We start from the raw sequence: 20,067 nt of genomic DNA, 5'->3' as shown, positions 1-20,067 counted from the left end.
GGTTTGAAGGTGGAGGGCGGCCTTGACCCGTTACCGGCCGCATCTGGGCGCGGTTGAAGGCAGGGCCGCCGGTGAACGCCGGGGATGGCGGGCGCGTCTGAACGGCGTGAGAGGTGCGGGCTTAGGACGGCGGATGAGTAGAGGCGAGCTGCGGCGACCGGCGCGGCTGATTCCGGTATGGGTGGCGCTGACGGCCACGTTCACCGCTGCCATTGCGGTCGCTGGGGCGACGCTGTGGCTCGGGCTGGGTCTTCTGGACGTGCACGGCGTCAAGCGCGAGAAGCAGATCACGTCATCGGTGCTGTTCGATCTGGTGAAGCTGTCGTTCGCGGTCGTGGCGGGGCTGGGCGGTCTGGTGGCCTTGGTGGTGGCCTACCGCAAGCAGCGCACCGAGGAGAACGCGGCGCTGCGCGAGGACACCAAGCTGCACAGCGACCGGTTCACGGCCGCAGTCGCGCAACTCGGCGACTCCTCGCCCGCCGTCCAGTTGGGCGGGGTGCACGCGCTGGCCGGCTTGGCCGACGATGCCCCCACTCGCCAGCTACGGCAGACCTGTATCGACGTGCTGTGCGCGTACCTGCGACTGCCCTACGACCCCGATCCCGGCGATGCGCCCGCCGAAGGCCACGGCCCTGCCGACCATGCTCGGGCCCGCGCCGCCTTCCGCGCGATCCGCGAGGTCCGCCACACCGTCATCCGCATCATCGGCAACCACCTGCGCGACGACGCCGCAGTCTCTTGGCAGGGCCACGACCTCGACTTCACCGACGTCATCTTCGACGGCGGCGACTTCAGCCACGCCACCTTCAACGCCAGCCGGGTCTCATTCAGCGGTGCCCGGTTCGCGGGCGGCCGGGTCTCCTTCAAAAGTGCTCGATTCGAAGGCGGCACGGTCGCCTTCACCAACACTCATTTCGAGGACGGCACGGTCGCCTTCGACGACGCGCGGTTCGCGGGCGGCATCGTCTCCTTCTACGGCGCCTGGTTCGAGGGCGGCTCGGTCGGTTTCGTCGGCGCCCGGTTCGAGGGCGGCAGGGTCTCCTTCGACAGCGTTCGGTTCGAGGACGGCCTGGTCGGCTTCTTCGCCGCCTGGTTCGAGGGCGGCACGGTCTCATTCGACGACGCCCGGGTCGCGGGCGGGGTGGTCGGCTTCGCCAAGGCCCGTTTCACGGCCGGTCTGGTCGACCTCGGCGGTGCCCGGTTCGCAGGGGGGATGGTCTCCTTCAAAGCCGCTCGGTTCGAGGGCGGCAGGGTCCGTTTCGACAAAGCACGGTTCACGGGCGGCGCTGTCGGCTTCGGCAGTGTCCGGTTCGCGGAGGGCACGGTCTCCTTCAATGACGCCCGGTTCGAGGGCGGCACGCTCGACTTCTCTGGAGCGACCGGGCGAAAGCCTGTTGGACTGGCTCACGGCATGGCTGATCACCTGTCGTAAAACGATCGCCGGCGCTGGCACCCGGCCAGGTTCGCGCCTTGCCGGCACCCGGTAGCGTCGCTTCGCGGGTGCTTGCAGCGCCCATGCGGCCGCCCAGTTGCTGTGCGAAGCGGTCTACTGGTCCTCGCGCTCGACGCCACGAACCGCTTGTGCGGAACGGTTCCGCCGAGCTGACGGGGTTACCAGGTGGAGGGGAACATGCGGTGTTTGAGCAGGCCGTCGACCTGGTCGGTGGCGTGCTTGAGGTTGTCGCAGGAGGAGAGGTAGCCGCGTGCTCCGCGTCCGGCCTCGTAGTAGGCCCAGCCGCCGCCGAGCATGGCCCGGACCCCCACCGCGATGCGGACGTGTTCGTCCGGCCCGAGCGCGAACACCCACAGCAGCGGTGGGCGGCCGGGGAGCTCGTCGGCCTGGTAGAGCTTGACGAGCCGGTAGCGCCTGGCCTGGAGGGCGACGGCGAGCTGGTCGAGGTTGCGGATCGCGGTGGAGCGTCCCAGGCGGGTCCGCCACGCCATTAGGTGGCGGCCCGCCGGGACGTTCAGCGGGCGCAGCGGGCCCATACGATCTTGCCCTCCTCGTTGAGCGGCCGGACGCCCCAGTCGTGGACGAGTTCGGCCAGCAGGAGCAGACCGCGCCCGCCCTCAGCGCATAGCCTCTCGCCCTGAACGACGGGGAGGGACGTGCTCTCGTCCCAGACCTCGATGACGGTGAGCGGCTCGCGCACGTCCGGGAAGACGCGGACGACGATGTGCCCGGTCCCGACGTGCTTGTAGCTGTTGGTGACCAGCTCGGTAACCACGAGCCGGCCGACGAAGTCGTCGGTGTGCCCCAGTTCGCGGAACCGGTCGCTGAGGTAGCGCCGCGCTTTGGCGGGAGCCTCGTCGCACGGCTCCAGCACGAGTGGCGGCGTCTCTGGCGCAAGCATGACCGCTGGCATCGGTAACCCTCCAGCCTGGACGGAGGCGACCACGAACGGGCCAATCCACCAAACCGGAAGAACCCACTCTGATCACCCTGTGTAACTGAACGACCACCATCAAGTCATGCGGCGCCCTAGAATTCAGGAGAGTCGTCCAGTGCCCACAATCCGGTAGCGGTTAGTAGCCCGCTACTAGCTTCAGTGAGGAGAGCAGCCATGCCCGCATCTCGTGGCGTCCGGCCGAAGATCGATCCCGAGTTGGCGGGCTTCGGGGCGGTGGTCAAGCGGGCCCGTGAGGCGGCCGGTCTGAAGCAGGGGCAATTGGCGGACCTCGTCAGCGTCGCACGGTCCTACATCAGCCACGTCGAGTGCGGTCGGACGAAGTGCCGACGAGACTTCGCCGAACGCGTCGACGATGTCCTCAACGCTGGCGGCAAGATCGTCCAGGCGTGGGACGACCTGTTGGAGCAGATCAAGCAGGTCAGGTACCCGTCCCACTTCGTGGCGTTCCCAAAGGCTGAGGCGTCGGCCGATCAGCTGCGGGCGTATGAGACGCATCTGGTCTATGGCCTATTTCAAACGGAGGCGTATGCTCGTGTCGTGTTGGTCGATGATGACGCGGTAGCGACCAGGATGAAGCGCCAGGAGCTCTTGTCTCGGAAGCCGTGTCCGATGATCAGCGTGGTCTTGGAGGAGAGCGTCCTTTGTCGGCAGATTGGCTCCAAGGAGGTCATGCGAGAGCAGCTTGAGCACTTGATCGAGCTGTCCAGGCGAGAGGGCATTTTCATTCAAATAGCTAAGACTGCGCACTATCGAGATGCACGGGCATCCTTTAATATAGCGACACTCCCGGACCGGAGTGAAGTCGCTTACGTGGTCAAAGCAACGGGAGGTGAGATAACGCGCGATCCCCGCGAGCTTGCAAGACTTAGTACGGTGATGCACACGTTGAATGCGAAGGCGCTCAACACGGAAGACTCGCGTACATATATCAGAAAGGTGATCGAGGAACGATGGACCTGAGTGAGGCGACCTGGCGTAAAGCTTCCAAGAGCCACGAAGAAGGCGATGCGTGCATCGAGTTGGCGTCCATCGCGGATGAGATTTTCATTCGCGACAGCAAGGATCCCGGCGGTCCCGGGATTCTGGTCCCGCGTAGCGACTTCCGGCGCCTTGCCGATGTGATCAAAGAGTTGTAAGTCTGGTTGCCTCGCCATTGGAGGGGACAATGTCTCCGGCCAGAACGTCATGGCGCAGAGCCGCTCGAAGCAAAGAAGACGGCTCCAATTGCGTCGAGGTCGCCGAGTTGTCGAATATAGTCGCACTTCGTGACAGCAAAGACCCGAGCGGTCCGCGGATTCTCATGTGTCGCGGCGACTTTCGACGACTTGCTGAGACGCTCAAAACTCTGTGAGGAGGTGAAAGGCGCGGTGGATCCGGAAGGCGCATCGTGGCGCAAGTCAACTCGCAGTAGCGAACAAGGTGACGCGTGTGTCGAGGTGGCTTCAGTGTCTTGTGCCGTTGCCTTTCGTGACAGCAAGGACCCGGATGGTCCTAAGATTCTGATCAGTCGCGGCGATTTTCGACTCCTTGCCGAGGTGGTCAAAGGGCTGTAGGTCGGGTCTTCTTGCTGCTGGAGGGGTATGAGGTCGATGTCTCTGGCCAGAACAGCATGGCGTAAGTCTTCACGCAGTAACGAGTGTGGAGATGCCTGTATCGAGTTGGCGGTCACCGATGAGGCGGTTTTGATCCGTGACAGTCAGGACGCTGACGGCCTCCTTCTAGTCATCAGCCGTGGTGACTTTCGTGACCTCGCCGACGCCCTCAAGAATCTTTAGGTGCATCAACATTGGACGTGACTTGGCCGTGTGCGGCTGAATCGCGTTGATGTGGGCTGTGGGGCTTCTATGCTTGCGCGATGTCGTTCTCAGCGCGCTGGACTCGGCTGTTGATGGTCGCGGCGGCTGTCGGTCTTGCAGGTGCGGCCTATGGGACCCGTGCCGTGATGGACGGGCCTATCGAGCAGTACTCCGGTGCCGCTTTCTCGGGCGCCATCGTGTACACGATTGCGGTCTTCATAAGGCCGTCGATCCGTCCGCTGCTCGCCGGTGCCATCGCTATCGCATACTGCTGGTTCATCGAGTTCGCGCAGCTCACCTCGATACCCGAGGCCATCTCCGAACGCAGCTGGTTCGCACGTCAACTGCTGGGCGCCCAGTTCGACCTCGTCGATGTCATCTGGTATCCGGTCGGGATCATCCCATTGGTCATCGCGCATTGGTTCCTCCGGTCCGGTGAACGGTTGAAGCCCGCACGCTCGGGTGAGCATGCGGGCCTGTGACGATGCGTCGCCGGACCGGGTCTACTTCGGTGGCCGGTTCGTCCACTGGGCGACGATGGTGGCGCCGCCCGGGGCCGTGACCTGGGCGCCGTCAGCCGAGACGAAGTAGTCGGTGTCGGTGATGCGCGAGGTCTTCGGGTCGAGGACCAGGTTCGCCACCTCTCCCTTCCCCAAGGAGATCGTCAGGCCCTGACCGCCCTTGACCGGGCCGAGGTTCTTGACCTCGGGGTAGGAGGCCAGCGCGCGGAAGGCGGCGGACCGGGCCTTCGGCGGGGACGGCAGTTGCGAGACCAGCGAGACCAGCCCGTCGAAGACGGACCGCTCCCGGGTCTTCGCGTCGGCGCGTCCGGCGCTGGTCGTGACCCCGCCGCGCTTCACCGCGTCGGCGATCCAGCCCTGCAGCGCTTCCGGCTCGGTGGGCAGCCGGTCGAGCTGCTCGACGCTCACCGCGGCGCCGCCCAGCCGGAACGGGGCGGGAGTGGCGAGCCGGACCACCTTGCCCTGCGTCTTGGCTCCCTTCCACCAGACGCGGCCGTCCCGGCGAGTCCAGCTCTCCAGCGAGATCCGGGCGCCCCCCTCGCGCTTGGTGTACGTCGTCTTGACGTACCAGTAGGTGCCGGAACCCGCCGGCGTCCGTTCCGCGGTGGTGGCAGCGACGAGCAGGATCTGCTGACCCGACGGTGAGGCGGCGGCGGAAGCGGTGGAGCGGCCGTCCGACCCGGCCCGCGAGTCCTCGGAGCCGCTCATGCCGAGCACCACCACGGCGGCGGTCGCCGTAGCGGCGGCGGTCAGCGCCGACACCAGGACCACCGGCCGGCGTCCCTTGCGACGGCGCGGGGCCTGCTCGGACGATCGCAGGTCTTCTTGGATCTGACTCATCACGAACTCCTTGAGACGCTGGTGACGGTCACTCGGCAGATCCCGCTCCGCCGGTCCCGGCAGCAACCGGGCCAATTCCTCGTGCTCGCCGGAATCTCGCTGCGACTGGGTGGCATTCATCGGGTGTTCTCCTGCATGGACCGGACCGCGAATCCGCGGTCATCCTCTAGCTGTCCGCGGCCGGTACCGGGTTCCCGGCCTTCTCCGGACGGACGAAGACCGGCGGTGTCGACGAGGCCGCTCAGTTTCTTCCGCGCTCGCGACAACCGGGAGCGCACAGTGCCGATCGGCACACCGAGCACTGCGGCGGCCTCGGCGTAATCCAGCCCGGACCAGACGCACAACACCAGCACCTCGCGCTCCGGACGGCGCAGCGCGCTCAGCGCCGTCCGCACCAGGGCGAGCCGTCGCCGGTCGTCGACGCGGGACGTGACCTCCTCGGCGATGTCCGGCACCGCGTCGTCCTTCGGCAGCCGGACGAGCGCGGTGGCGTGCCGCCGGGCGGCTCGGCGTACGTTCCGCGTGACGTTGGTGGCGATGCCCAGCAGCCATGGACGCAACGACCCGCCGCCGGCATCGGTATCGAGGGCGACGTCGACCCGCTCGCGCAGCCGCCACGCTTCGAGGAAGGTCAGCGACACCACGTCCTCAGCGGTCGACCAGTTCCCCGTCAACCTGAAGGCGAGGTTGTACACCGAGCGAGCGTGTTCGTCGAACAGCTCCCTGAACGCGTCCGGGTCACCGGCGTGGACCCGGGCGCGCATGCTTGTCTCCATGTACCTGGACTGTCCGCCAAGACGACCGGGTTCCCGGATGCCCGCGGCCTCAGCGCATCTGCTCCCACATGGCGCGGGTCATCTCGTACTCGACCTCGCCCAGGTGCGCGTCCGGCAACGGCTCGTCGAACTGCGGGTAGTACGTGCGCACGTACCGCATGCCGATGGACCGCATCACACCCACGGAACCGGCGTTGACGGTCATGGTCTGTGCGATGACGCGGCTCTGCCCGACCGTGTCGAAGGCATGCCGCAGAAGGGCGCGGGACGCCTCGCCTGCGAAACCCCGCCGCCAGTGCCGCCGGAGGAGGCGGTATCCCAGATCCGAAACGGTCGGATCGTCCGGCTGGTCGGGACCGTGCGCGGGCGGCAGCATCATCAGCCCGACGAACTCGCCGTCCTCCTCCCGCGCCGGCGGCGAGGCCCCGCTGTCGGACGCGGCGAAGGCCATCCAGAAACCAAGGCCGTCCACTTTGCCCGCCATCGCCATCCGCCGCTCGTGAGAGGCGACCACCTCGTCCCTGGTCGGCACTCGCGCGGAGAGGTAGCGAAGCACTTCGGGGTCGGAGTCGAGCCGTACTTCCAGGTCGAGGTGCCGGTCGGCGAGCGGGACCAGCATCAGCCTGTCGGTGCGCAGGATCGGTTGAGGCACGCGATCAACGTCGCACAGTGACGGCGGACGAAGCGATCCATATTCAAGGGCCTTCGGGTGCGGCAGTGCGCAGCGTGGTCCGGCCAGGATGAGACTTCGGCCCTGCCTACGCCGCCGCGAGCCTCGATCCGGCGAGCCGCCTCCACGATGCACTGCACGAACATCTGTCGCCGGTCCCCGCTGAAGTCGTCCAGAAGCACCGTGGAACTGCCGCCCACCAGCGCGTATGTGTGGAAGTCCTGCTCCAGCTCCGGCCACCACGAAGGGCGGACGTCCGGCGGCGCTTCCGCCCCGACTCGCGCCGCTTCGATGAAGAGAACCCCGAGTGCCACGTCATAAGCCCAGAACATGGCGCCACCGGAGATCACCGGCACTGTCTTGCTCAACGGCACTCCTCCGCATCGTCCGCCGACGGCTGCCTGGCCGTGGCGGCGGGCGCACAGGTCATCGAAACCGGATGGTGTGCGGCCGTCAACAGGTTCAAGGCTCGATGAGCGGTTCCGCCTCGTACGCCTGGTGCAGCAGTTCCAGGAAACGCGGTGCCTCCGGGACGGGCACGGCATCGATCTGGCGGATCGCCACGCCCGGCGTCCACGAGTTCATGACGACGGCCCCGCCCAGCGCCGGCAGATCTGCGAGAGCGACTTCCCGCGTGCGCTGCGGGACGCCGAGACGGGCCAGTTGGCGGCGGACGATGCCCATCGTCGTCCCAGTCAGCATCTCGGCGTCGGGCCACAGCACCGCCTCGCCGTCCCAGAACGCCAGGTTCCAGATCGTCGCCTCGCTGAACCGGCCACGGCGGTCGACGAACGCGGCGTCGTCGAAGCCGTCCCGGACGGCCCGGCGCATGTAGTACGTCTTGGCCACCTCGCCGACGTGCTTCACGGCGGGCAGGGGCCGCTCGTACTCGACCGCGGTCAGCGCCAGCGGTCCCGCCGGGCCGGATGCGGGCGGTCCGGTCCGGACCAGGACGTCCAGCTCCGTCGAATCGGCGGTGAATTCGCCCGGCGACGAGTAGACGGTGGCCGTCAGTGAGACGTCGGGCGGGCTCGCCGCCAATGCCGTCCGCAGCAGAGTGCGGATCCGGTCGTCGGGCAGAGCGCGGCCGAACAGTTCCTCCGAGGCGTACCGCAGCCGTTCCAGGTGGAGGTCGAGGCCGCGGATCCTGCTCCCGCGCACCTGCATGGCGGTGAAGTGGGCGTAGCCCGCGAAGGCCAGCGGCGCCAGATCCTCGGCGGTCGCGGCGCGGCCATTGCGCTGGACGGTGAAAAAGGCCATGAGCGTGCCCCCAACAGGCGGAATGAGCTTTCGCGGAGCGACGTTAAGGCCTCACATCGGTGAGAAGGTCAACATGGGACGGTGACATGCTGATCGGGGAGTTGGCCCGGCGTACCGGTGTCAGCCCGCGCCTGCTGCGCTACTACGAGGAGCAGGGCCTCCTCGACGCCGCGCGCGGCGCGAACGGGTACCGGCACTACGACGAGGACTCCGTGACGACGGTGCGGAAGATCCGCGTCCTGCTGGACGCGGGCCTGTCCACCGAGGTCATCCGGGTGGTGCTCCCCTGCACGCGGGGCGACGGGTCGGAGTTCGACTGGTGCGCCGACATCCGCGACCTCCTCGACCGGGAACTCGCCGCCCTGGACGGGCGCATCGACGTCCTGCGACGCAATCGCCAGACCCTGGCCACCTTCCTCGCCCAGTCCGACGGCTGAACTCCGGCCGTCAGGTGGGGTGCGCCAGCAGCAGGCGGATCACGTTCGTCAGGGCGTTCGGGGACAGCGCCGGGTCGACCGCGCGGCGCAGGCCGAGGCCGATGCCGAGGCTGAGGAGGGCGTCGGCCAGTTCGGCGGCGGGCAGGGGGAGCGGGCGGTCGCGGCGCCTGGCCTCTTCCTCCAGCAGCAACCGCAGCGCCCCGGCCCAGCTTCGCCCGCCGGCGGCGACCTCGGCGCGCAGCCGGGGGTCGCGGCGCGTGGCGTGGATGGCGAACTCGGCCTCCAGCAGCGTCCAGCCGGGGTCGCCGATCGTGCGTTCGGCCCACGCCTCGAAGACGGCGAGCCGGTCCTCGTCGGAGCCCTCGCCGAGGAAGGCGTCCATGACCGCCTGCACCTGCTCGGCGCGGATGGCGTCGATGACCGTCCGGCACAGCTCGTCCTTGGTGCCGAAGTTGGAGTAGACGGCGCCCTTGGAGAAGGACGCCGCCTCCGCGACCTTCTCCAGCGTGGTGGCGTGATACCCGTCACGCAGGAACAGCCGCCGGGCCGTGGCGATCAGCAGTTCGCGGGTGCGCGCCTGGCTTTCCGCCCTGCTCAGTCGTGCCATCCCGCCATGGTAGGGGGCGTGAACCTTCGGATACCGACGGTATCCGGCCGGGCGCGGCGACCCCTCGCAGATGTATTGACACCTCGTCCAACTGCTGAATACCGTCGGTATCTCGGCTGGGGGAGGTGGCGCCGGATGGAGCCCGACCATGAGGTGGTCATCGTCGGCGCCGGGTTCTCCGGTATGTGCGTCGCCATCCGGCTGCGGCAGCGGGGCGTCCGTGACTTCGTCATCCTGGACGCCGCGGACGGCGTCGGTGGCGTGTGGCGGCACAACACCTATCCGGGGGTCGCCGTCGACATCCCGTCCACCACGTACTGCTACTCGTTCGAGCCCAACCCGTCCTGGACGCGGGCGTTCGCGCCGGGCGCGGAGGTGCGCGCCTATGCCGAGCACTGCGCCGACAAGTACCGGCTGCGGCCGCATCTGCGGCTCGGCACCAGGGTCGAGCGGGCGGTCTTCGACGAGGACGCCGACGTGTGGCGCGTCCACACGGGCGAGGGCGAGATCGTCGCGCGGTTCCTGATCGCCGCCGTCGGCCCGCTCGACCAGCCCAAGAACCCCGCCATCCCCGGCATCGAGACGTTCGCCGGGAAGGTGATCCACACCGCCCGCTGGGACCACGGCCACGACCTGCGCGGGAAGCGGGTCGCGGTGATCGGGACCGGTGCGTCCGGCCTCCAGGTCATCCCGGAGATCGCGCCGGTCGCCGCGCATCTGGACGTCTACCAGCGCACCCCGATCTGGGTCTTCCCGAAGATCGACTTCACGGTCCCGCGCGGGGTCCGCGCGCTGTTCCGGGCGGTGCCGCCGGTCCAGTCGCTCGCCCGGCTGATCACCACGGCCGCCTCCGAGGTGATCATGGTGCTGGGCATCGTGCACTACGGCAAGGTCCCGTTCCTGGTGCGGGGCACCGAGCTGATCTGCCGCGCGCACCTGCGCCGCCAGGTGCCCGACCGCCGCCTGCGCCGCGCCCTCACGCCGCGCTACGGCTTCGGCTGCAAGCGGCCCTCGTTCTCCAACCGCTACTTCCCGACCTTCATGCGCGACGACGTCGAGCTGGTGACCGACCCGATCGAGCGGATCACCGAGCACGGGATCGTCACCCGGGACGGACGCGAGCGGCCGATCGACACCCTGATCCTGGCCACCGGCTTCAAGACGCTGGAGATCGGGGCGATGCCCGCGTTCCCCGTCGTCGGCCTGGGCGGCACCGAGCTGGGCGCCCACTGGGACGAGCACCGCTACCAGACCTACGAGGGCGTCGCCTCGCCCCTCGCCCCCAACTTCTGGCTGATGAACGGCCCGTACACCGTCACCGGCGCGTCCTGGTTCTCGATCATCGAGGCGGGCAGCGCCCACATCGCGCGGTGCGTCGCGGAGGCGCGGCGGCGGCGGGCCGCCCGCATGGTGGTCAGGCGCCGCCCGCACGACGACTTCACCGCCCGGATGCGCGAGCGCATGAAGGGCACGATCCTCGGCCAGCCGAGCTGCGCGCGCGCCAACTCCTACTACTTCGACCGGCACGGCGACGCCCCGTACGTCCGTCCGCAGTCCGGGTTCCACGTGCTGCGCCGCAGCCGGACGTTCGATCTCGACGACTACGAGTACACCGCTTGAAAGGAATCCCCTCATGGCCCTTCTCCGCGCCGCCGGCGTCGTCCTCGCCGCCACGGGAGCCGCGCACTTCGCCGCGCCCAAGGCGTTCGAGCCGATCTCCCGGGTGCCGTTCCCCGAGGACACCCAGACCTGGATCAAGCGGAACGGCGCCACCGAACTGGCCCTGGGCGTCGCCCTGGCCGTCGACAAGACGCGCAAGGCCGGCCTCATCGGCACCGCCGTCTACGCCGCCTGGCTGGGCGCGCGCACGGTGACCAAGAGCCGCTCCGCCTGACGGCCGTCCCGTCCTCGGGGCTCGCCCGGCTCGGACGGCGACGGCGGCCGCCGTCCGAGCCGCTAGGCCAGTTCCTCCTTGAAGCCCTGCCGCCAGGACGGGTACCGCAGTTCCCAGCCGAGTTCCCGCTTGGCCTTGGCGTTGGAGAAGCCGCGGCCCTCGGTCATCACCATGACCGCCACGTCGCCCGCGAGGGGGCGGGCCAGCCAGGCGGGGACCCGCATTGGCCGCTTCGCCCCCGCGCACTCGGCGAGGTAGGGCAGCCACTCGGCGGCCGGGGCCGGCTCGTCGTCCACGATGGCGAACACGCCGCGGGCCTGCTGCTCCACGGCCAGGACGGTCGCGCTCGCCGCGTCGTCCAGGTGCAGCCAGGAGCAGTGCCCGCGCCCGCCCCCGACGACCGGGAACTGCCGCTTGCGGACCGGCTCGACCAGGTCGTCCATCGCCCCCGGCCCGTAGAACCAGCCGTAGCGCAGGACGGCGCCGCCGACCGCGCCGACCGCCTCCTCCACATGGCGGATCGCCGCCATGCCCGGCTCCGCGGGCGTCCCGGTCATCGGGTCCAGCGGGTCGTCCTCGGTCTTCACCCAGCCGCCCTCGTGGAGGCCGTTCCAGGCGCCGTAGCTCTGCGCGACGACATGCGGGACGCCGGACTCCTCGACGGCCGCCAGCAGGTTGTCCGTGCCCACGGTGCGGAGCCGGTTCGTCCCCGCGAACCACCGGTCCATGTGCTTCATGTCGGCCTTGCCCGCGTGCGCCACCGAGATCGCGGTCATCTGGTGGACCACCACGTCCGGCCGGGCCGCCGACACCGCCGCGCTGACCGACTCGGCGTCGAGGCCGTCCATCACGACGCCCTCGGCCCCCATGTCCGCGAGCATCTTCAGCTTGGCGGCGCTCGTCGCCGTCGCCGTCACCTGGTGGCCGCGCTCCAGCAGCCGAGGCACCAGCCGCCTGCCCAGGACCCCCGTCCCACCTGCCACGAAGACGCGCATGACCATCACTCCCCATCGTGTTCCGCTTCCACGAAGAGTGACGAGATGCCCCGCCCGTTTGTGACACAACATCCCCCGCGGGTCGCCAGGCCCGCCCTGGCCGGCGCGGGGTCAGGGTCAGCGCGGGGTGAGGGTCACCGGGAACTCGGTGACGCCGCGGACGAAGGCGTTGCGCAGGATGCGCGGCCCCTCGTCGTCGGCCCACTCGGCGGTGGCGACGCGGGCGACGAACTCCTCGAAGAAGATCCGCAGCTCCAGCCGGGCCAGGGACGCGCCGAGGCAGAAGTGGGGGCCGAGGCCGAAGGCGATGTGGTCGCCGGGGCGGCGGGTCACGTCGAAGGCGTCCGGGTCGTCGAAGACGGCCTCGTCGCGGTTCGCGGACCCGTACATCAGCAGGATCTGCCCGCCCGCCGGGATCTTCACCCCGGCGATCTCGGCGTCGGTCGCGGCGACCCGGCACATGTTGAGGATCGGGGTCGTCCAGCGGACGAACTCCTCGACGGCGTCCGGGATGAGGGACGGGTCGTCGCGCAGCCGCCGCCACTGGTCCGGATGCCGGATCAGCGCGTCCAGCGCGGTGGCGATGACCGTGCGGGTCGTCTCGGCGCCGCCGACCAGCAGGAGCAGCGCCTCGTGGGCGAGGTGGTCGTCGTCATAGGCGGGCTGATCGGGACCCGCGTTCGACCAGACCGACAGCAGGTCGTCGGTCGGGCGGGCGCGGCGGTCCTCGGCCATCTCGAGGACGGCGAGCGCGTACTCCCCGGCGGCGATCGTCGCCTCGTCGGTGATGTAGCGCCGCCCGCCGCCCGCGTAGACGGCGGTCGCCGACCAGTGGACGAGCTTCGGCCACGCGTCGTCCGGGAAGCCGAGGAGCCAGCCGATGACGCGGGCGGGCAGGGGAGCGGCCAGCGCCGGGACGGCGTCGACGGTGCCCGCGTCCAGCGCCGCCGTGATGCAGTCGACGGCGGTGGCGCGGATCCGCTCCTCGTAGCGCGAGACGCCGCGCGGCGTGAACCGCTGGTAGACCATGCGGCGGCGGTGCGCGTGCTCCGGATCGTCCTGCCCGATCATGGACGGGTCGGACGGGAGCTGCGGCCGGTACCCGCCCGAGTTCGTCCAGACGCGGGGGTTGCGCTCGACGGCGAACACGTCGGCGTGCCGGGACACGCCCCAGAGGCCGTTCTCCTCGTCGTGGTACACCGGCGACTCGGCGCGCAGGCGCGCGTAGACGGACCAGGGATCGGTGGCGTACATCTCGCCGTCGAGAAGGTCGATGTCCATGGCTCACTCCTCGGAAAACGCTGCGGACAGGGGCTCGTGGGGAGTGCGGCAGTCGCCCGGCGATCGGATAGACGCGAATCTAGACTAACGTCTCACCCAAGCAAGTGCTAGGTATGTGTCCGGTCCATGGTGACCCGGCGGGCGCGGGCGGTAAAGGGAACGAAGGGCCTCGGTGCACGCGTTCGGGGCCAATGTGCGGAACAATGGGGGCGGCCACAGCGAGGAGGCGTTTTGAGCGGCGACGTTCGGTTCACCGTGACGCGGACGCTGAGCAAGGACCAGCAGGCGAGGCGCGAGCGGCTGATCGACTCGGCGAGGGAGCTCGCGCTGGAGGGCGGCTACCCGGCCGTCACCATGCACGACGTGGCGGACCGGGCCGGGGTCGCCCGCGCCACCGTCTACCGCTACTTCGCCACCAAGGACCACCTCCTCACCGAGGTCGCGGCGACCTGGGCGCACCACGTCACCGACGACATCGACGCGCTCGCGGTGGGCGACACCCAGCTGGAGCGGCTCACCGCGCTGCTGGAGCGCATCGTGTACGTCGCGGCGCAGGAGCCGACGCTCACGTCCGCCATCATCCAGGCGGTGACCTCGGACGACTCCAGCGTCGACGACGCCCGCACCGTCCTGTTCCAGTACCTGCGCGACCGGCTGTCGGCCGCGATCGGCGACCCGGTGCCCGAGCGGGAGGACGTCGAGCTCGTCCTCGGGCACATCCTGCTCGCCGGGCTGATCAGCCTGGCGACGCTCCGGCAGCCCGTCGAGGACGTCGCCACCATGGTCCGGACGGCCGGGCGCCTGGTGCTGGCCGGCGCGCTGTCCGCCGCCGCGCCCAGCTGACCGCCCGATTGGTTCACGTTTTCCCGGTCTGATTGGACCTGGAGGCAGGACCACCGCGGCTCCTAGCGTGCTGCATGTGACGAATCCGCCGCTGTTCCTGCTGGCCGCGCTGGCGCTGGTCGCCATCCCCGGCCCGAACCACCTCTACATCACCGCGCGCAGCATCGGCGAGGGCCGCCGCGCCGGGATCGCGTCCGCGCTCGGCGTCGAGACCGGCACGCTCGTCCACATCGCCGCCGCCGCGGCCGGGCTGTCCGCGCTCGTCGCCGCCTCCGCGACCGCCTTCGGGTTCCTGCGCTACGCGGGCGCCGCATACCTCCTGTACCTCGCCTACCGGACGTTCCGCGGCGGCGACGACCTCGCCGAGACGCGGCTCGCGCCCCGCCCGATCCGCCGCGTCTACCTGGACGGTGCGCTCGTGAACGTCCTGAACCCGAAGGTCGTGCTGTTCTTCCTGGCGTTCCTGCCGCAGTTCGTCGACCGGGACGCGGGCGCCGTGCCGCTGCAGATCGCCGTGCTGGGCCTGGCCCTCGCGCTGATCGGCCTCGCCGTCGACCTCGGGTACGCGGTCGCCGCCGGGTCGATCGGCGCGTGGCTGCGGACCCGTCCCGCGTTCCGGCGGCGGCAGCGGTACGCGACGAGCCTGGTCTACCTCGGGCTCGGCGCCGGCGCGATGCTCGCCGGACCGAGCGCCCGCCGCGCCTGACCCGCCGCGCCCTGATTGCCTGCGCCTGATTCTCTGCGCCGGATTCTCTGCGCCTGATTCTCTGAAAGACCCGCCGCGCCTGACACACCGTGCTGACCCGCCGACCTGCACTGCCAGGTGGATTTGTCAGACCGGATTGTCAATCGGTTGATAAGCGCGGCACCGCAATGCGTAACCGGTCGTGCAGCCCGTCCGGCCCGGCGCGGGTAGCTTCCGGGCCGGAGGTGCGAACGGTGACCACGACGCTTGAGAACCGCTCCCCGCTGAAGCCCTGGGCCGGCGTGCCGAGCGAGCTGTCCACCGCCTTCCGGCCCCACCTGGACGCGCTCGCCGAGGAGATGATCGAGGAGATCCTCGCCGGGATCCCCGAGTACTCCCGCCCGCGGGACGAGGAGTACGCGCGGCTGGTCCGGCTCGCCGTCGAGGGCGCGCTCCACCAGTTCGTCGACCTGATCATGGACCCGGACAGCTCCTGGGAGCCGGTCGCGGCCGTCTACCGGGAGATCGGCCGGGCCGAGGCCCGCGAGGGCCGCGGCCTGGACATCCTGCAGACCTCGCTGCGGCTCGGCGCCCGGGTCGCCTGGCGGCGGCTCGCCGCCGAGTCCGAGCGGTACGACATCTCGCGGGGCACCCTCGCCAGCATCGCCGAGGCGATCTTCGCGTTCCTGGACGAGATCGCCCGCGCCGCCACCGAGGGCTACACCAGGGCCCGCGCGCAGGAGGCCGGCGAGCTGGAGCACCGCCGCCGCCGGCTGCTGGACCTGCTGCTCGCCGAGCCGCCCGCCGCCCCGCAGGCCGTGGCCGACCTCGCCCGGCTCGCGCAGTGGCGCGTGCCCCGCACGGTCGCCGCGGTCGTGCTGTACGAGCGGGGCCGGCGGCCGTTCTCGCAACCGTCGCTGCCGCCGGACGTGCTCGCCGACGTCAACCGGCGCGAGCCGTGCCTGCTCGTCCCCGACCCGGACGGCCCCGGCCGGGGGCGGATGCTGGAGTCGGCGCTGCGCGACTGGGTCGCCGCGCTCGGCCCGACCGTCGGCACCGAGGAGGCGGCGAAGTCGCTGCGCTGGGCGCGGGAGGCGCTGCCGCTCGCGCGGCGCGGCATCCTGCCGTCCGGCCGGCTGATCCGCTGCGCCGACCACATGCCGGCGCTGGTGATGTTCAAGGACGAGGAGCTCGTCCGGACGGTCGCGGAGCTGCGGCTCGCGCCGCTGCGCGGCGTCCGGCCCCGGCACCGGGAGCGGCTGATGCGGACGCTGCTGTCGTGCCTGCAGAACGGTTTCAACGCCACCGAGGTCGCGCACCGCCTGCACGTCCACCCGCAGACCGTCCGGTACCGGCTGCACCAGTTGCAGGACCTGTTCGGCGAGCGCCTGTACGACCCGGAAGCGCGGATGGAGATGGAGATGGTGCTCACCGTCCGGCTCACCGAGCCCGCGGGCGATCAATCAAGCGATTGACCGGGCTCCGGAGCAGCGCCTAGCGTGAGGCCATGGGCAGTAGCGAATCGGGCCGAGAACGGATCCTGGAGGCGGCCACCCGGCTGTTCTCCGCGCTGGGCTACGACGGGACGTCCACCCGCATGATCGCGGAGGCGGCCGGGCTCAACGTCGCCACCGTCGCCTACCACGTCGGCGGCAAGCGCGACCTGTACCTCGCCGTGATGGAACGCGCCCACGAGGCCGAGCGCGCCGCGCTGGAGGAGGCGCTCGGCCGGATGACCCCGGACGTCGACGGCCTGCTCTCCCTCGTCGACGCCTACGTCGGGTTCTGCCTGGCCCGGCCGGAGATCCCGGCGCTGTGGATGCACCGCTGGCTGTCGGACGCCAGCGACGTCGTCCACCTGGAGGAGCAGTACGTCCGGCCGCTGATGCAGATGGTCACCGAGGCGGTCCGCAAGGTCGTCCCCGACGACATCGACGTCGACTACGTCGTGTGGACGGTCGTGTGGTGCACCCACGGGTTCGGGCGCGGCGGCGTCCTGGACCCCGGCGGGCACCGGCACGGCGCCGACGACCCGCAGGCCGTGGACCGGTTCCGCCGCCACATGCGCCGCACCATCGCCCTGGCGATCGGCGCCCCCGACCGGGCCCGCGGATGACCGGCCTCCCCCCGGCGGCGGTCCCCCCTGCCGCGCACCCCCCGCCGGACGACCCCTCGGCCCCGCTGTCGCGGCGGCGCCTGCTCGGCTACGGCGTCGGCTCGGTCGGCACCGGCGTGTTCTCCGCCGTCCCCGGCCTGCTGCTCCTGTACTACCTCACCGACGTCCTCGGCGTGTCCGCGGCGATCGCCGGGGCCGTGCTGGTCGTCCCCAAGGCGTGGGACGTGCTGCTCAACCCCGTCGTCGGCGCCGCGAGCGACCGCGAGGCCGTCCGCACCGGCCGCCGCACCCGGCTGCTGCTGACCGGCGCCGTGACGCTGCCGGTCCTGTTCGCCGCCATGTTCGCGGTGCCGGGCGACTCCCCGGGGCTCGCCGCCGCCTGGGCCGGGGTCGCGTTCCTGCTGGCCGCGACCGCGTTCGCCTGCTACCAGGTCCCGTACGTGGCGCTGCCCGCCGAGATCTCCGCCGACCCGTCCGAGCGGGGCCGCGCGATGGCGTGGCGGGTCGTCTGCCTGACGCTCGGCATCCTCGTCGCGGGCGGCGTCGCCCCCGCCATCACCGACGCCGCCGGCGGCGGGCGCGGCGGGTACGCGCTGATGGGCGCCGTCATCGGGCTCGCCATGGGCGCCGCGATGATCGCGAGCACGCTGGCCAGCCGGTGGATCCCGTCCCGGCCCGGACCGCGCCCGCTCGGGCTCGCCGCCGCGCTGCACACCGCGCGCGGCAACCGGCCGTTCTTCCTGCTGCTCTACGCGTCCGTCGCGCAGATCCTCGCCGTCGGGATCATGCTGGCGGGCGCCCCGTACGTCGCGACCTACCGGCTGGACGACTACGGGCTGACGTCCGCGATGTTCGTCTGCATGGTCGGGCCGAGCGCGTTCGCGGTGCCGATGTGGCGGTGGCTCGCGCGCAGGTTCGGGGTCGTCGAGTGCTACATCGCGGGCGTGCTGATGTTCGCCGTGACGGCCGCCGCGACGTACCCGGTCCTCGGCTCCACCCCCGGCGTGCTCGGGTTCGCCTGCCTGGTCGGCGTCTGCTACGCCGCCATGCAGCTGCTGTCGCTGATGCTGCTGCCGGAGACCGTCCACGCCGACACCGGACGCACCGGGCACGCCCAGTCCGGCGCGTTCACCGGCCTCTACACGGCCGCGGAGACCGGCGCGCTCGCCCTCGGGCCCGGCGTGTTCGCGCTGATCCTCGCCGCGACCTCGTTCCGCTCCGCCGACTTCGAGACGCCGGTCGTCCAGCCGGACTCGGCCCTCACCGGGCTGAGCGCCGGATTCTCCCTCGTCCCCGCGCTGCTCCTGCTGATCAGCGTGCCGCCCCTGCTCGCGTTCCGGCGGGCGACCGGGCGCCGTCCCGTGGAGGAAACACCCGAACATGCCGTCTGAGCACCTGCCCGAGGCGGGCCGCCCGCCCGCCGACCTGCTCGCCGAGCTCGCCCGCCTGCGGGACGCGGACCTGCCCGTCCGCGGCGGCAAGGTCACCGCCTACGTCTACGACACCGGGCGCGAGCCCGTGCACGACCTCGCCGCCACCGCCTACCGGGAGATGCTGGAGGTCAACTGCCTCGACCCGACGGCGTTCCCCAGCATCGTCGCGCTGGAGCGGCAGATCGTCGGGTTCGTCGCGGCCAAGCTCGGCGGCGGCTCCGGCATCTTCACCAGCGGCGGCACCGAGTCGATCATGCTGGCGGTGAAGGCGGCGCGGGACGCGCACCCGGTCGAGGGGCGGCCGCAGGTCGTCCTGCCGGCGACGGCGCACCCCGCGTTCCACAAGGCCGCGCACTACCTCGGCATGGAGGTCGTGCACGTGCCGGTGGACACCGCGTACCGGGCCGACCCGGCCGCGACCGCCGCCGCGCTGACGCCCCGCACCGCGCTCGTCGTCGCCTCGGCGCCGTCCTACCCGCACGGGACCATGGACCCGGTCCCGGAGATCGCGGCGATCGCCGCGGAGGCCGGCGTGCCCTGCCATGTGGACGCGTGCGTCGGCGGCTGGGTGCTGCCGTGGCTGCGGGACGCGGGCCGCGACGTCCCGCCGTTCGACCTGTCCGTGCCCGGCGTGACGTCCATCTCCTGCGACCTGCACAAGTACGGGTACACGCCGAAGGGCGCCTCGGTCGTCCTGTTCGCGGACGAGTCGCACCGCCGGGCCGCCTACTTCGCGTCCGCCGAATGGCCCGGATACACCGTCATCAACGCGACCGTCCAGAGCAGCAAGAGCGCCGGGCCGCTCGGCGCCGCCTGGGCAACCCTCAACGCGGTCGGCGCGCAGGGCTACCGCGACCTCGCCGAGAGCGCCATGAAGTCGGCGGAACGCCTCAGCGCGGGCGTCGCCGGCATACCGGGCCTGCGGGTGCTCGGCGACCCGGTCGCGCCGCTCGTCGCGGTCGCCTCCACCGACCCGGAACTGGACGTCTTCGTCATCGCCGACGAGGCCCGGCGGCGCGGCTGGTTCTTCCAGCCGCAGCTCTCCTACCAGGGCATCCCGCCGAACCTGCACTTCACGGTCACCGGCGTCAGCGACGTCGACGCGCTCCTCGGCGCGCTCACCGCCGCCACCGACGCGGCCCGCGCCGCCGGGCCGCCGGACGTCCCGGCCGAGCTGGTCGGCGCCCTCGCCGGGCTCGATCTCGACAGCCTCGACGACGCCGGCTTCGCCGGGCTCCTCGCCTCCGTCGGCGTCGACCTCGCCGGTGGCGGCGACCCCGAGATGGCCGTGGTCAACGCCATCCTGGACGCCCTGCCGCCCGCGACCCGCGAGTCCCTGCTGATCCGCTTCCTGTCCGCCCTGTACGCCTGAGGCTGCGCCCTGTACGCCTGAGGCTCCGCCCTGTCCGCCTAATGGGAGCTGCCGGGTCGGCCACTGCTGACAGACTCGGTGCCTGGTAGCCGCCGGTGAGTGAGCACTTCCATCGCCTGGACCGTGGAGT

At 70.8% G+C, this 20,067-nt stretch carries 26 protein-coding genes; 16 read left to right on the top strand and 10 right to left on the bottom strand.

The window, feature by feature from the left end:
- Positions 1–133: 133 nt before the first annotated feature.
- Positions 134–1,432 (top strand): pentapeptide repeat-containing protein, encoded by a 1,299-nt coding sequence (locus tag CHF16_RS13640; RefSeq protein ID WP_143227968.1) that lies wholly within the window; start codon positions 134–136, stop codon positions 1,430–1,432.
- Between the two features lie 179 nt (positions 1,433–1,611).
- Here the strand turns inward: CHF16_RS13640 and CHF16_RS13635 are convergent, their stop codons facing one another.
- Both CHF16_RS13635 and CHF16_RS13630 read right to left on the bottom strand, forming a co-directional pair.
- Entirely contained in the window at positions 1,612–1,989 is a 378-nt protein-coding gene (locus tag CHF16_RS13635; protein ID WP_089326380.1) for a hypothetical protein, read from the bottom strand.
- Positions 1,968–2,354: an ATP-binding protein gene (locus tag CHF16_RS13630; protein WP_143227967.1), complete on the bottom strand. Its 387-nt coding sequence runs from the start codon at positions 2,352–2,354 to the stop codon at positions 1,968–1,970. The genes CHF16_RS13635 and CHF16_RS13630 overlap by 22 nt, the downstream gene beginning before the upstream one ends.
- Positions 2,355–2,564: 210 nt before the next feature.
- On the opposite strand from CHF16_RS13630, the gene CHF16_RS13625 reads away from it, so the two are divergent.
- The 6 genes from CHF16_RS13625 to CHF16_RS13600 all read left to right on the top strand — a co-directional run bounded on the left by CHF16_RS13625 (position 2,565) and on the right by CHF16_RS13600 (position 4,689).
- A complete protein-coding gene (locus CHF16_RS13625) occupies positions 2,565–3,371 on the top strand; it encodes a helix-turn-helix domain-containing protein (protein ID WP_089326378.1) in 807 nt (268 codons plus the stop codon).
- Positions 3,362–3,547: a DUF397 domain-containing protein gene (locus tag CHF16_RS13620; RefSeq protein ID WP_089326377.1), complete on the top strand. Its 186-nt coding sequence runs from the start codon at positions 3,362–3,364 to the stop codon at positions 3,545–3,547. The genes CHF16_RS13625 and CHF16_RS13620 overlap by 10 nt, the downstream gene beginning before the upstream one ends.
- A gap of 29 nt (positions 3,548–3,576) precedes the next feature.
- Entirely contained in the window at positions 3,577–3,762 is a 186-nt protein-coding gene (locus CHF16_RS13615; protein ID WP_089326376.1) for a DUF397 domain-containing protein, read from the top strand.
- Positions 3,677–3,964: a DUF397 domain-containing protein gene (locus CHF16_RS42055; RefSeq protein WP_342750094.1), complete on the top strand. Its 288-nt coding sequence runs from the start codon at positions 3,677–3,679 to the stop codon at positions 3,962–3,964. The genes CHF16_RS13615 and CHF16_RS42055 overlap by 86 nt, the downstream gene beginning before the upstream one ends.
- A 27-nt stretch (positions 3,965–3,991) precedes the next feature.
- Positions 3,992–4,186 carry a DUF397 domain-containing protein gene (locus tag CHF16_RS13605; RefSeq protein ID WP_342750093.1) on the top strand — a complete coding sequence of 65 codons (195 nt, stop codon included), beginning with the start codon at positions 3,992–3,994 and terminating at the stop codon, positions 4,184–4,186.
- A gap of 80 nt (positions 4,187–4,266) precedes the next feature.
- Positions 4,267–4,689 (top strand): ribosomal maturation YjgA family protein, encoded by a 423-nt coding sequence (locus CHF16_RS13600; RefSeq protein WP_089326374.1) that lies wholly within the window; start codon positions 4,267–4,269, stop codon positions 4,687–4,689.
- A 21-nt stretch (positions 4,690–4,710) separates the two neighbouring features.
- Here the strand turns inward: CHF16_RS13600 and CHF16_RS13595 are convergent, their stop codons facing one another.
- The 5 genes from CHF16_RS13595 to CHF16_RS13575 form a co-directional block, all read right to left on the bottom strand.
- Positions 4,711–5,688 carry a CU044_5270 family protein gene (locus CHF16_RS13595; protein ID WP_281259347.1) on the bottom strand — a complete coding sequence of 326 codons (978 nt, stop codon included), beginning with the start codon at positions 5,686–5,688 and terminating at the stop codon, positions 4,711–4,713.
- Positions 5,685–6,332: an RNA polymerase sigma factor gene (locus CHF16_RS13590; RefSeq protein ID WP_245868454.1), complete on the bottom strand. Its 648-nt coding sequence runs from the start codon at positions 6,330–6,332 to the stop codon at positions 5,685–5,687. Before CHF16_RS13590 ends, CHF16_RS13595 begins: the two co-directional genes overlap by 4 nt.
- Positions 6,333–6,393: 61 nt before the next feature.
- Positions 6,394–6,996 carry a GNAT family N-acetyltransferase gene (locus CHF16_RS13585; RefSeq protein ID WP_089326371.1) on the bottom strand — a complete coding sequence of 201 codons (603 nt, stop codon included), beginning with the start codon at positions 6,994–6,996 and terminating at the stop codon, positions 6,394–6,396.
- Positions 6,963–7,382: a hypothetical protein gene (locus tag CHF16_RS13580; RefSeq protein WP_143227965.1), complete on the bottom strand. Its 420-nt coding sequence runs from the start codon at positions 7,380–7,382 to the stop codon at positions 6,963–6,965. Before CHF16_RS13580 ends, CHF16_RS13585 begins: the two co-directional genes overlap by 34 nt.
- 94 nt (positions 7,383–7,476) lie before the next feature.
- Positions 7,477–8,274: an aminotransferase class IV family protein gene (locus CHF16_RS13575; protein ID WP_089326369.1), complete on the bottom strand. Its 798-nt coding sequence runs from the start codon at positions 8,272–8,274 to the stop codon at positions 7,477–7,479.
- An 86-nt stretch (positions 8,275–8,360) separates the two neighbouring features.
- On the opposite strand from CHF16_RS13575, the gene CHF16_RS13570 reads away from it, so the two are divergent.
- On the top strand, positions 8,361–8,711 hold the full coding sequence (locus CHF16_RS13570) for a MerR family transcriptional regulator (protein WP_089326368.1): 351 nt from the start codon (positions 8,361–8,363) through the stop codon (positions 8,709–8,711).
- A gap of 10 nt (positions 8,712–8,721) precedes the next feature.
- Here CHF16_RS13570 and CHF16_RS13565 read toward each other — a convergent pair whose 3' ends face one another.
- A complete protein-coding gene (locus tag CHF16_RS13565; RefSeq protein WP_089326367.1) occupies positions 8,722–9,318 on the bottom strand; it encodes a TetR/AcrR family transcriptional regulator in 597 nt (198 codons plus the stop codon).
- A 135-nt stretch (positions 9,319–9,453) separates the two neighbouring features.
- Here CHF16_RS13565 and CHF16_RS13560 point away from each other — a divergent pair, with 135 nt between their 5' ends.
- Positions 9,454–10,938, top strand: coding sequence for a flavin-containing monooxygenase (locus tag CHF16_RS13560; protein ID WP_089326366.1), 1,485 nt, complete (start codon positions 9,454–9,456; stop codon positions 10,936–10,938).
- Positions 10,939–10,951: 13 nt separating this feature from the next.
- The gene (locus CHF16_RS13555) at positions 10,952–11,212 is read left to right on the top strand and encodes a hypothetical protein (RefSeq protein WP_089326365.1); all 261 of its coding nucleotides are present in this window, start codon (positions 10,952–10,954) and stop codon (positions 11,210–11,212) included.
- A gap of 62 nt (positions 11,213–11,274) precedes the next feature.
- On the opposite strand, the gene CHF16_RS13550 is transcribed toward CHF16_RS13555, so the two are convergent.
- Both CHF16_RS13550 and CHF16_RS13545 read right to left on the bottom strand, forming a co-directional pair.
- Positions 11,275–12,207 carry an NAD-dependent epimerase/dehydratase family protein gene (locus tag CHF16_RS13550; protein ID WP_089326499.1) on the bottom strand — a complete coding sequence of 311 codons (933 nt, stop codon included), beginning with the start codon at positions 12,205–12,207 and terminating at the stop codon, positions 11,275–11,277.
- 117 nt (positions 12,208–12,324) lie between these two features.
- Positions 12,325–13,488, bottom strand: coding sequence for a cytochrome P450 (locus CHF16_RS13545; RefSeq protein WP_089326364.1), 1,164 nt, complete (start codon positions 13,486–13,488; stop codon positions 12,325–12,327).
- 231 nt (positions 13,489–13,719) lie between these two features.
- Here CHF16_RS13545 and CHF16_RS13540 point away from each other — a divergent pair, with 231 nt between their 5' ends.
- The 6 genes from CHF16_RS13540 to CHF16_RS13515 all read left to right on the top strand — a co-directional run bounded on the left by CHF16_RS13540 (position 13,720) and on the right by CHF16_RS13515 (position 19,937).
- Entirely contained in the window at positions 13,720–14,331 is a 612-nt protein-coding gene (locus tag CHF16_RS13540) for a TetR/AcrR family transcriptional regulator (RefSeq protein WP_089326363.1), read from the top strand.
- A gap of 76 nt (positions 14,332–14,407) precedes the next feature.
- Entirely contained in the window at positions 14,408–15,037 is a 630-nt protein-coding gene (locus CHF16_RS13535; protein ID WP_089326498.1) for a LysE family translocator, read from the top strand.
- A 233-nt stretch (positions 15,038–15,270) separates the two neighbouring features.
- Positions 15,271–16,491: a PucR family transcriptional regulator gene (locus CHF16_RS13530; protein ID WP_245868452.1), complete on the top strand. Its 1,221-nt coding sequence runs from the start codon at positions 15,271–15,273 to the stop codon at positions 16,489–16,491.
- A 32-nt stretch (positions 16,492–16,523) separates the two neighbouring features.
- Positions 16,524–17,132, top strand: a complete 609-nt coding sequence (locus tag CHF16_RS13525) for a TetR/AcrR family transcriptional regulator (protein ID WP_089326361.1) — start codon at positions 16,524–16,526, stop codon at positions 17,130–17,132.
- Positions 17,129–18,523 carry an MFS transporter gene (locus tag CHF16_RS13520; RefSeq protein WP_089326360.1) on the top strand — a complete coding sequence of 465 codons (1,395 nt, stop codon included), beginning with the start codon at positions 17,129–17,131 and terminating at the stop codon, positions 18,521–18,523. Before CHF16_RS13525 ends, CHF16_RS13520 begins: the two co-directional genes overlap by 4 nt.
- On the top strand, positions 18,513–19,937 hold the full coding sequence (locus tag CHF16_RS13515; protein ID WP_089326359.1) for a pyridoxal phosphate-dependent decarboxylase family protein: 1,425 nt from the start codon (positions 18,513–18,515) through the stop codon (positions 19,935–19,937). Before CHF16_RS13520 ends, CHF16_RS13515 begins: the two co-directional genes overlap by 11 nt.
- Positions 19,938–20,067: the final 130 nt, after the last annotated feature.

Source organism: Actinomadura meyerae (assembly GCF_900188445.1).
In the GTDB taxonomy this organism is placed as follows: domain Bacteria; phylum Actinomycetota; class Actinomycetes; order Streptosporangiales; family Streptosporangiaceae; genus Spirillospora; species Spirillospora meyerae.
The sequence above is the reverse complement of the archived record's forward strand: the minus strand, read 5'-3'. Positions and strand labels throughout refer to the sequence as shown.

Coding starts and splice junctions, on each gene's coding strand:
- CHF16_RS13640 (WP_143227968.1), top strand. CDS start 134: ATGAGTAGAGGCGAGCTGCGGCGACCGGCGCGGCTGATTCCGGTATGG.
- CHF16_RS13635 (WP_089326380.1), bottom strand. CDS start 1,989: ATGGGCCCGCTGCGCCCGCTGAACGTCCCGGCGGGCCGCCACCTAATG.
- CHF16_RS13630 (WP_143227967.1), bottom strand. CDS start 2,354: ATGCTTGCGCCAGAGACGCCGCCACTCGTGCTGGAGCCGTGCGACGAG.
- CHF16_RS13625 (WP_089326378.1), top strand. CDS start 2,565: ATGCCCGCATCTCGTGGCGTCCGGCCGAAGATCGATCCCGAGTTGGCG.
- CHF16_RS13620 (WP_089326377.1), top strand. CDS start 3,362: ATGGACCTGAGTGAGGCGACCTGGCGTAAAGCTTCCAAGAGCCACGAA.
- CHF16_RS13615 (WP_089326376.1), top strand. CDS start 3,577: ATGTCTCCGGCCAGAACGTCATGGCGCAGAGCCGCTCGAAGCAAAGAA.
- CHF16_RS13605 (WP_342750093.1), top strand. CDS start 3,992: ATGAGGTCGATGTCTCTGGCCAGAACAGCATGGCGTAAGTCTTCACGC.
- CHF16_RS13600 (WP_089326374.1), top strand. CDS start 4,267: ATGTCGTTCTCAGCGCGCTGGACTCGGCTGTTGATGGTCGCGGCGGCT.
- CHF16_RS13595 (WP_281259347.1), bottom strand. CDS start 5,688: ATGAATGCCACCCAGTCGCAGCGAGATTCCGGCGAGCACGAGGAATTG.
- CHF16_RS13590 (WP_245868454.1), bottom strand. CDS start 6,332: ATGCGCGCCCGGGTCCACGCCGGTGACCCGGACGCGTTCAGGGAGCTG.
- CHF16_RS13575 (WP_089326369.1), bottom strand. CDS start 8,274: ATGGCCTTTTTCACCGTCCAGCGCAATGGCCGCGCCGCGACCGCCGAG.
- CHF16_RS13570 (WP_089326368.1), top strand. CDS start 8,361: ATGCTGATCGGGGAGTTGGCCCGGCGTACCGGTGTCAGCCCGCGCCTG.
- CHF16_RS13565 (WP_089326367.1), bottom strand. CDS start 9,318: ATGGCACGACTGAGCAGGGCGGAAAGCCAGGCGCGCACCCGCGAACTG.
- CHF16_RS13560 (WP_089326366.1), top strand. CDS start 9,454: ATGGAGCCCGACCATGAGGTGGTCATCGTCGGCGCCGGGTTCTCCGGT.
- CHF16_RS13555 (WP_089326365.1), top strand. CDS start 10,952: ATGGCCCTTCTCCGCGCCGCCGGCGTCGTCCTCGCCGCCACGGGAGCC.
- CHF16_RS13550 (WP_089326499.1), bottom strand. CDS start 12,207: ATGCGCGTCTTCGTGGCAGGTGGGACGGGGGTCCTGGGCAGGCGGCTG.
- CHF16_RS13545 (WP_089326364.1), bottom strand. CDS start 13,488: ATGGACATCGACCTTCTCGACGGCGAGATGTACGCCACCGATCCCTGG.
- CHF16_RS13525 (WP_089326361.1), top strand. CDS start 16,524: ATGGGCAGTAGCGAATCGGGCCGAGAACGGATCCTGGAGGCGGCCACC.
- CHF16_RS13520 (WP_089326360.1), top strand. CDS start 17,129: ATGACCGGCCTCCCCCCGGCGGCGGTCCCCCCTGCCGCGCACCCCCCG.
- CHF16_RS13515 (WP_089326359.1), top strand. CDS start 18,513: ATGCCGTCTGAGCACCTGCCCGAGGCGGGCCGCCCGCCCGCCGACCTG.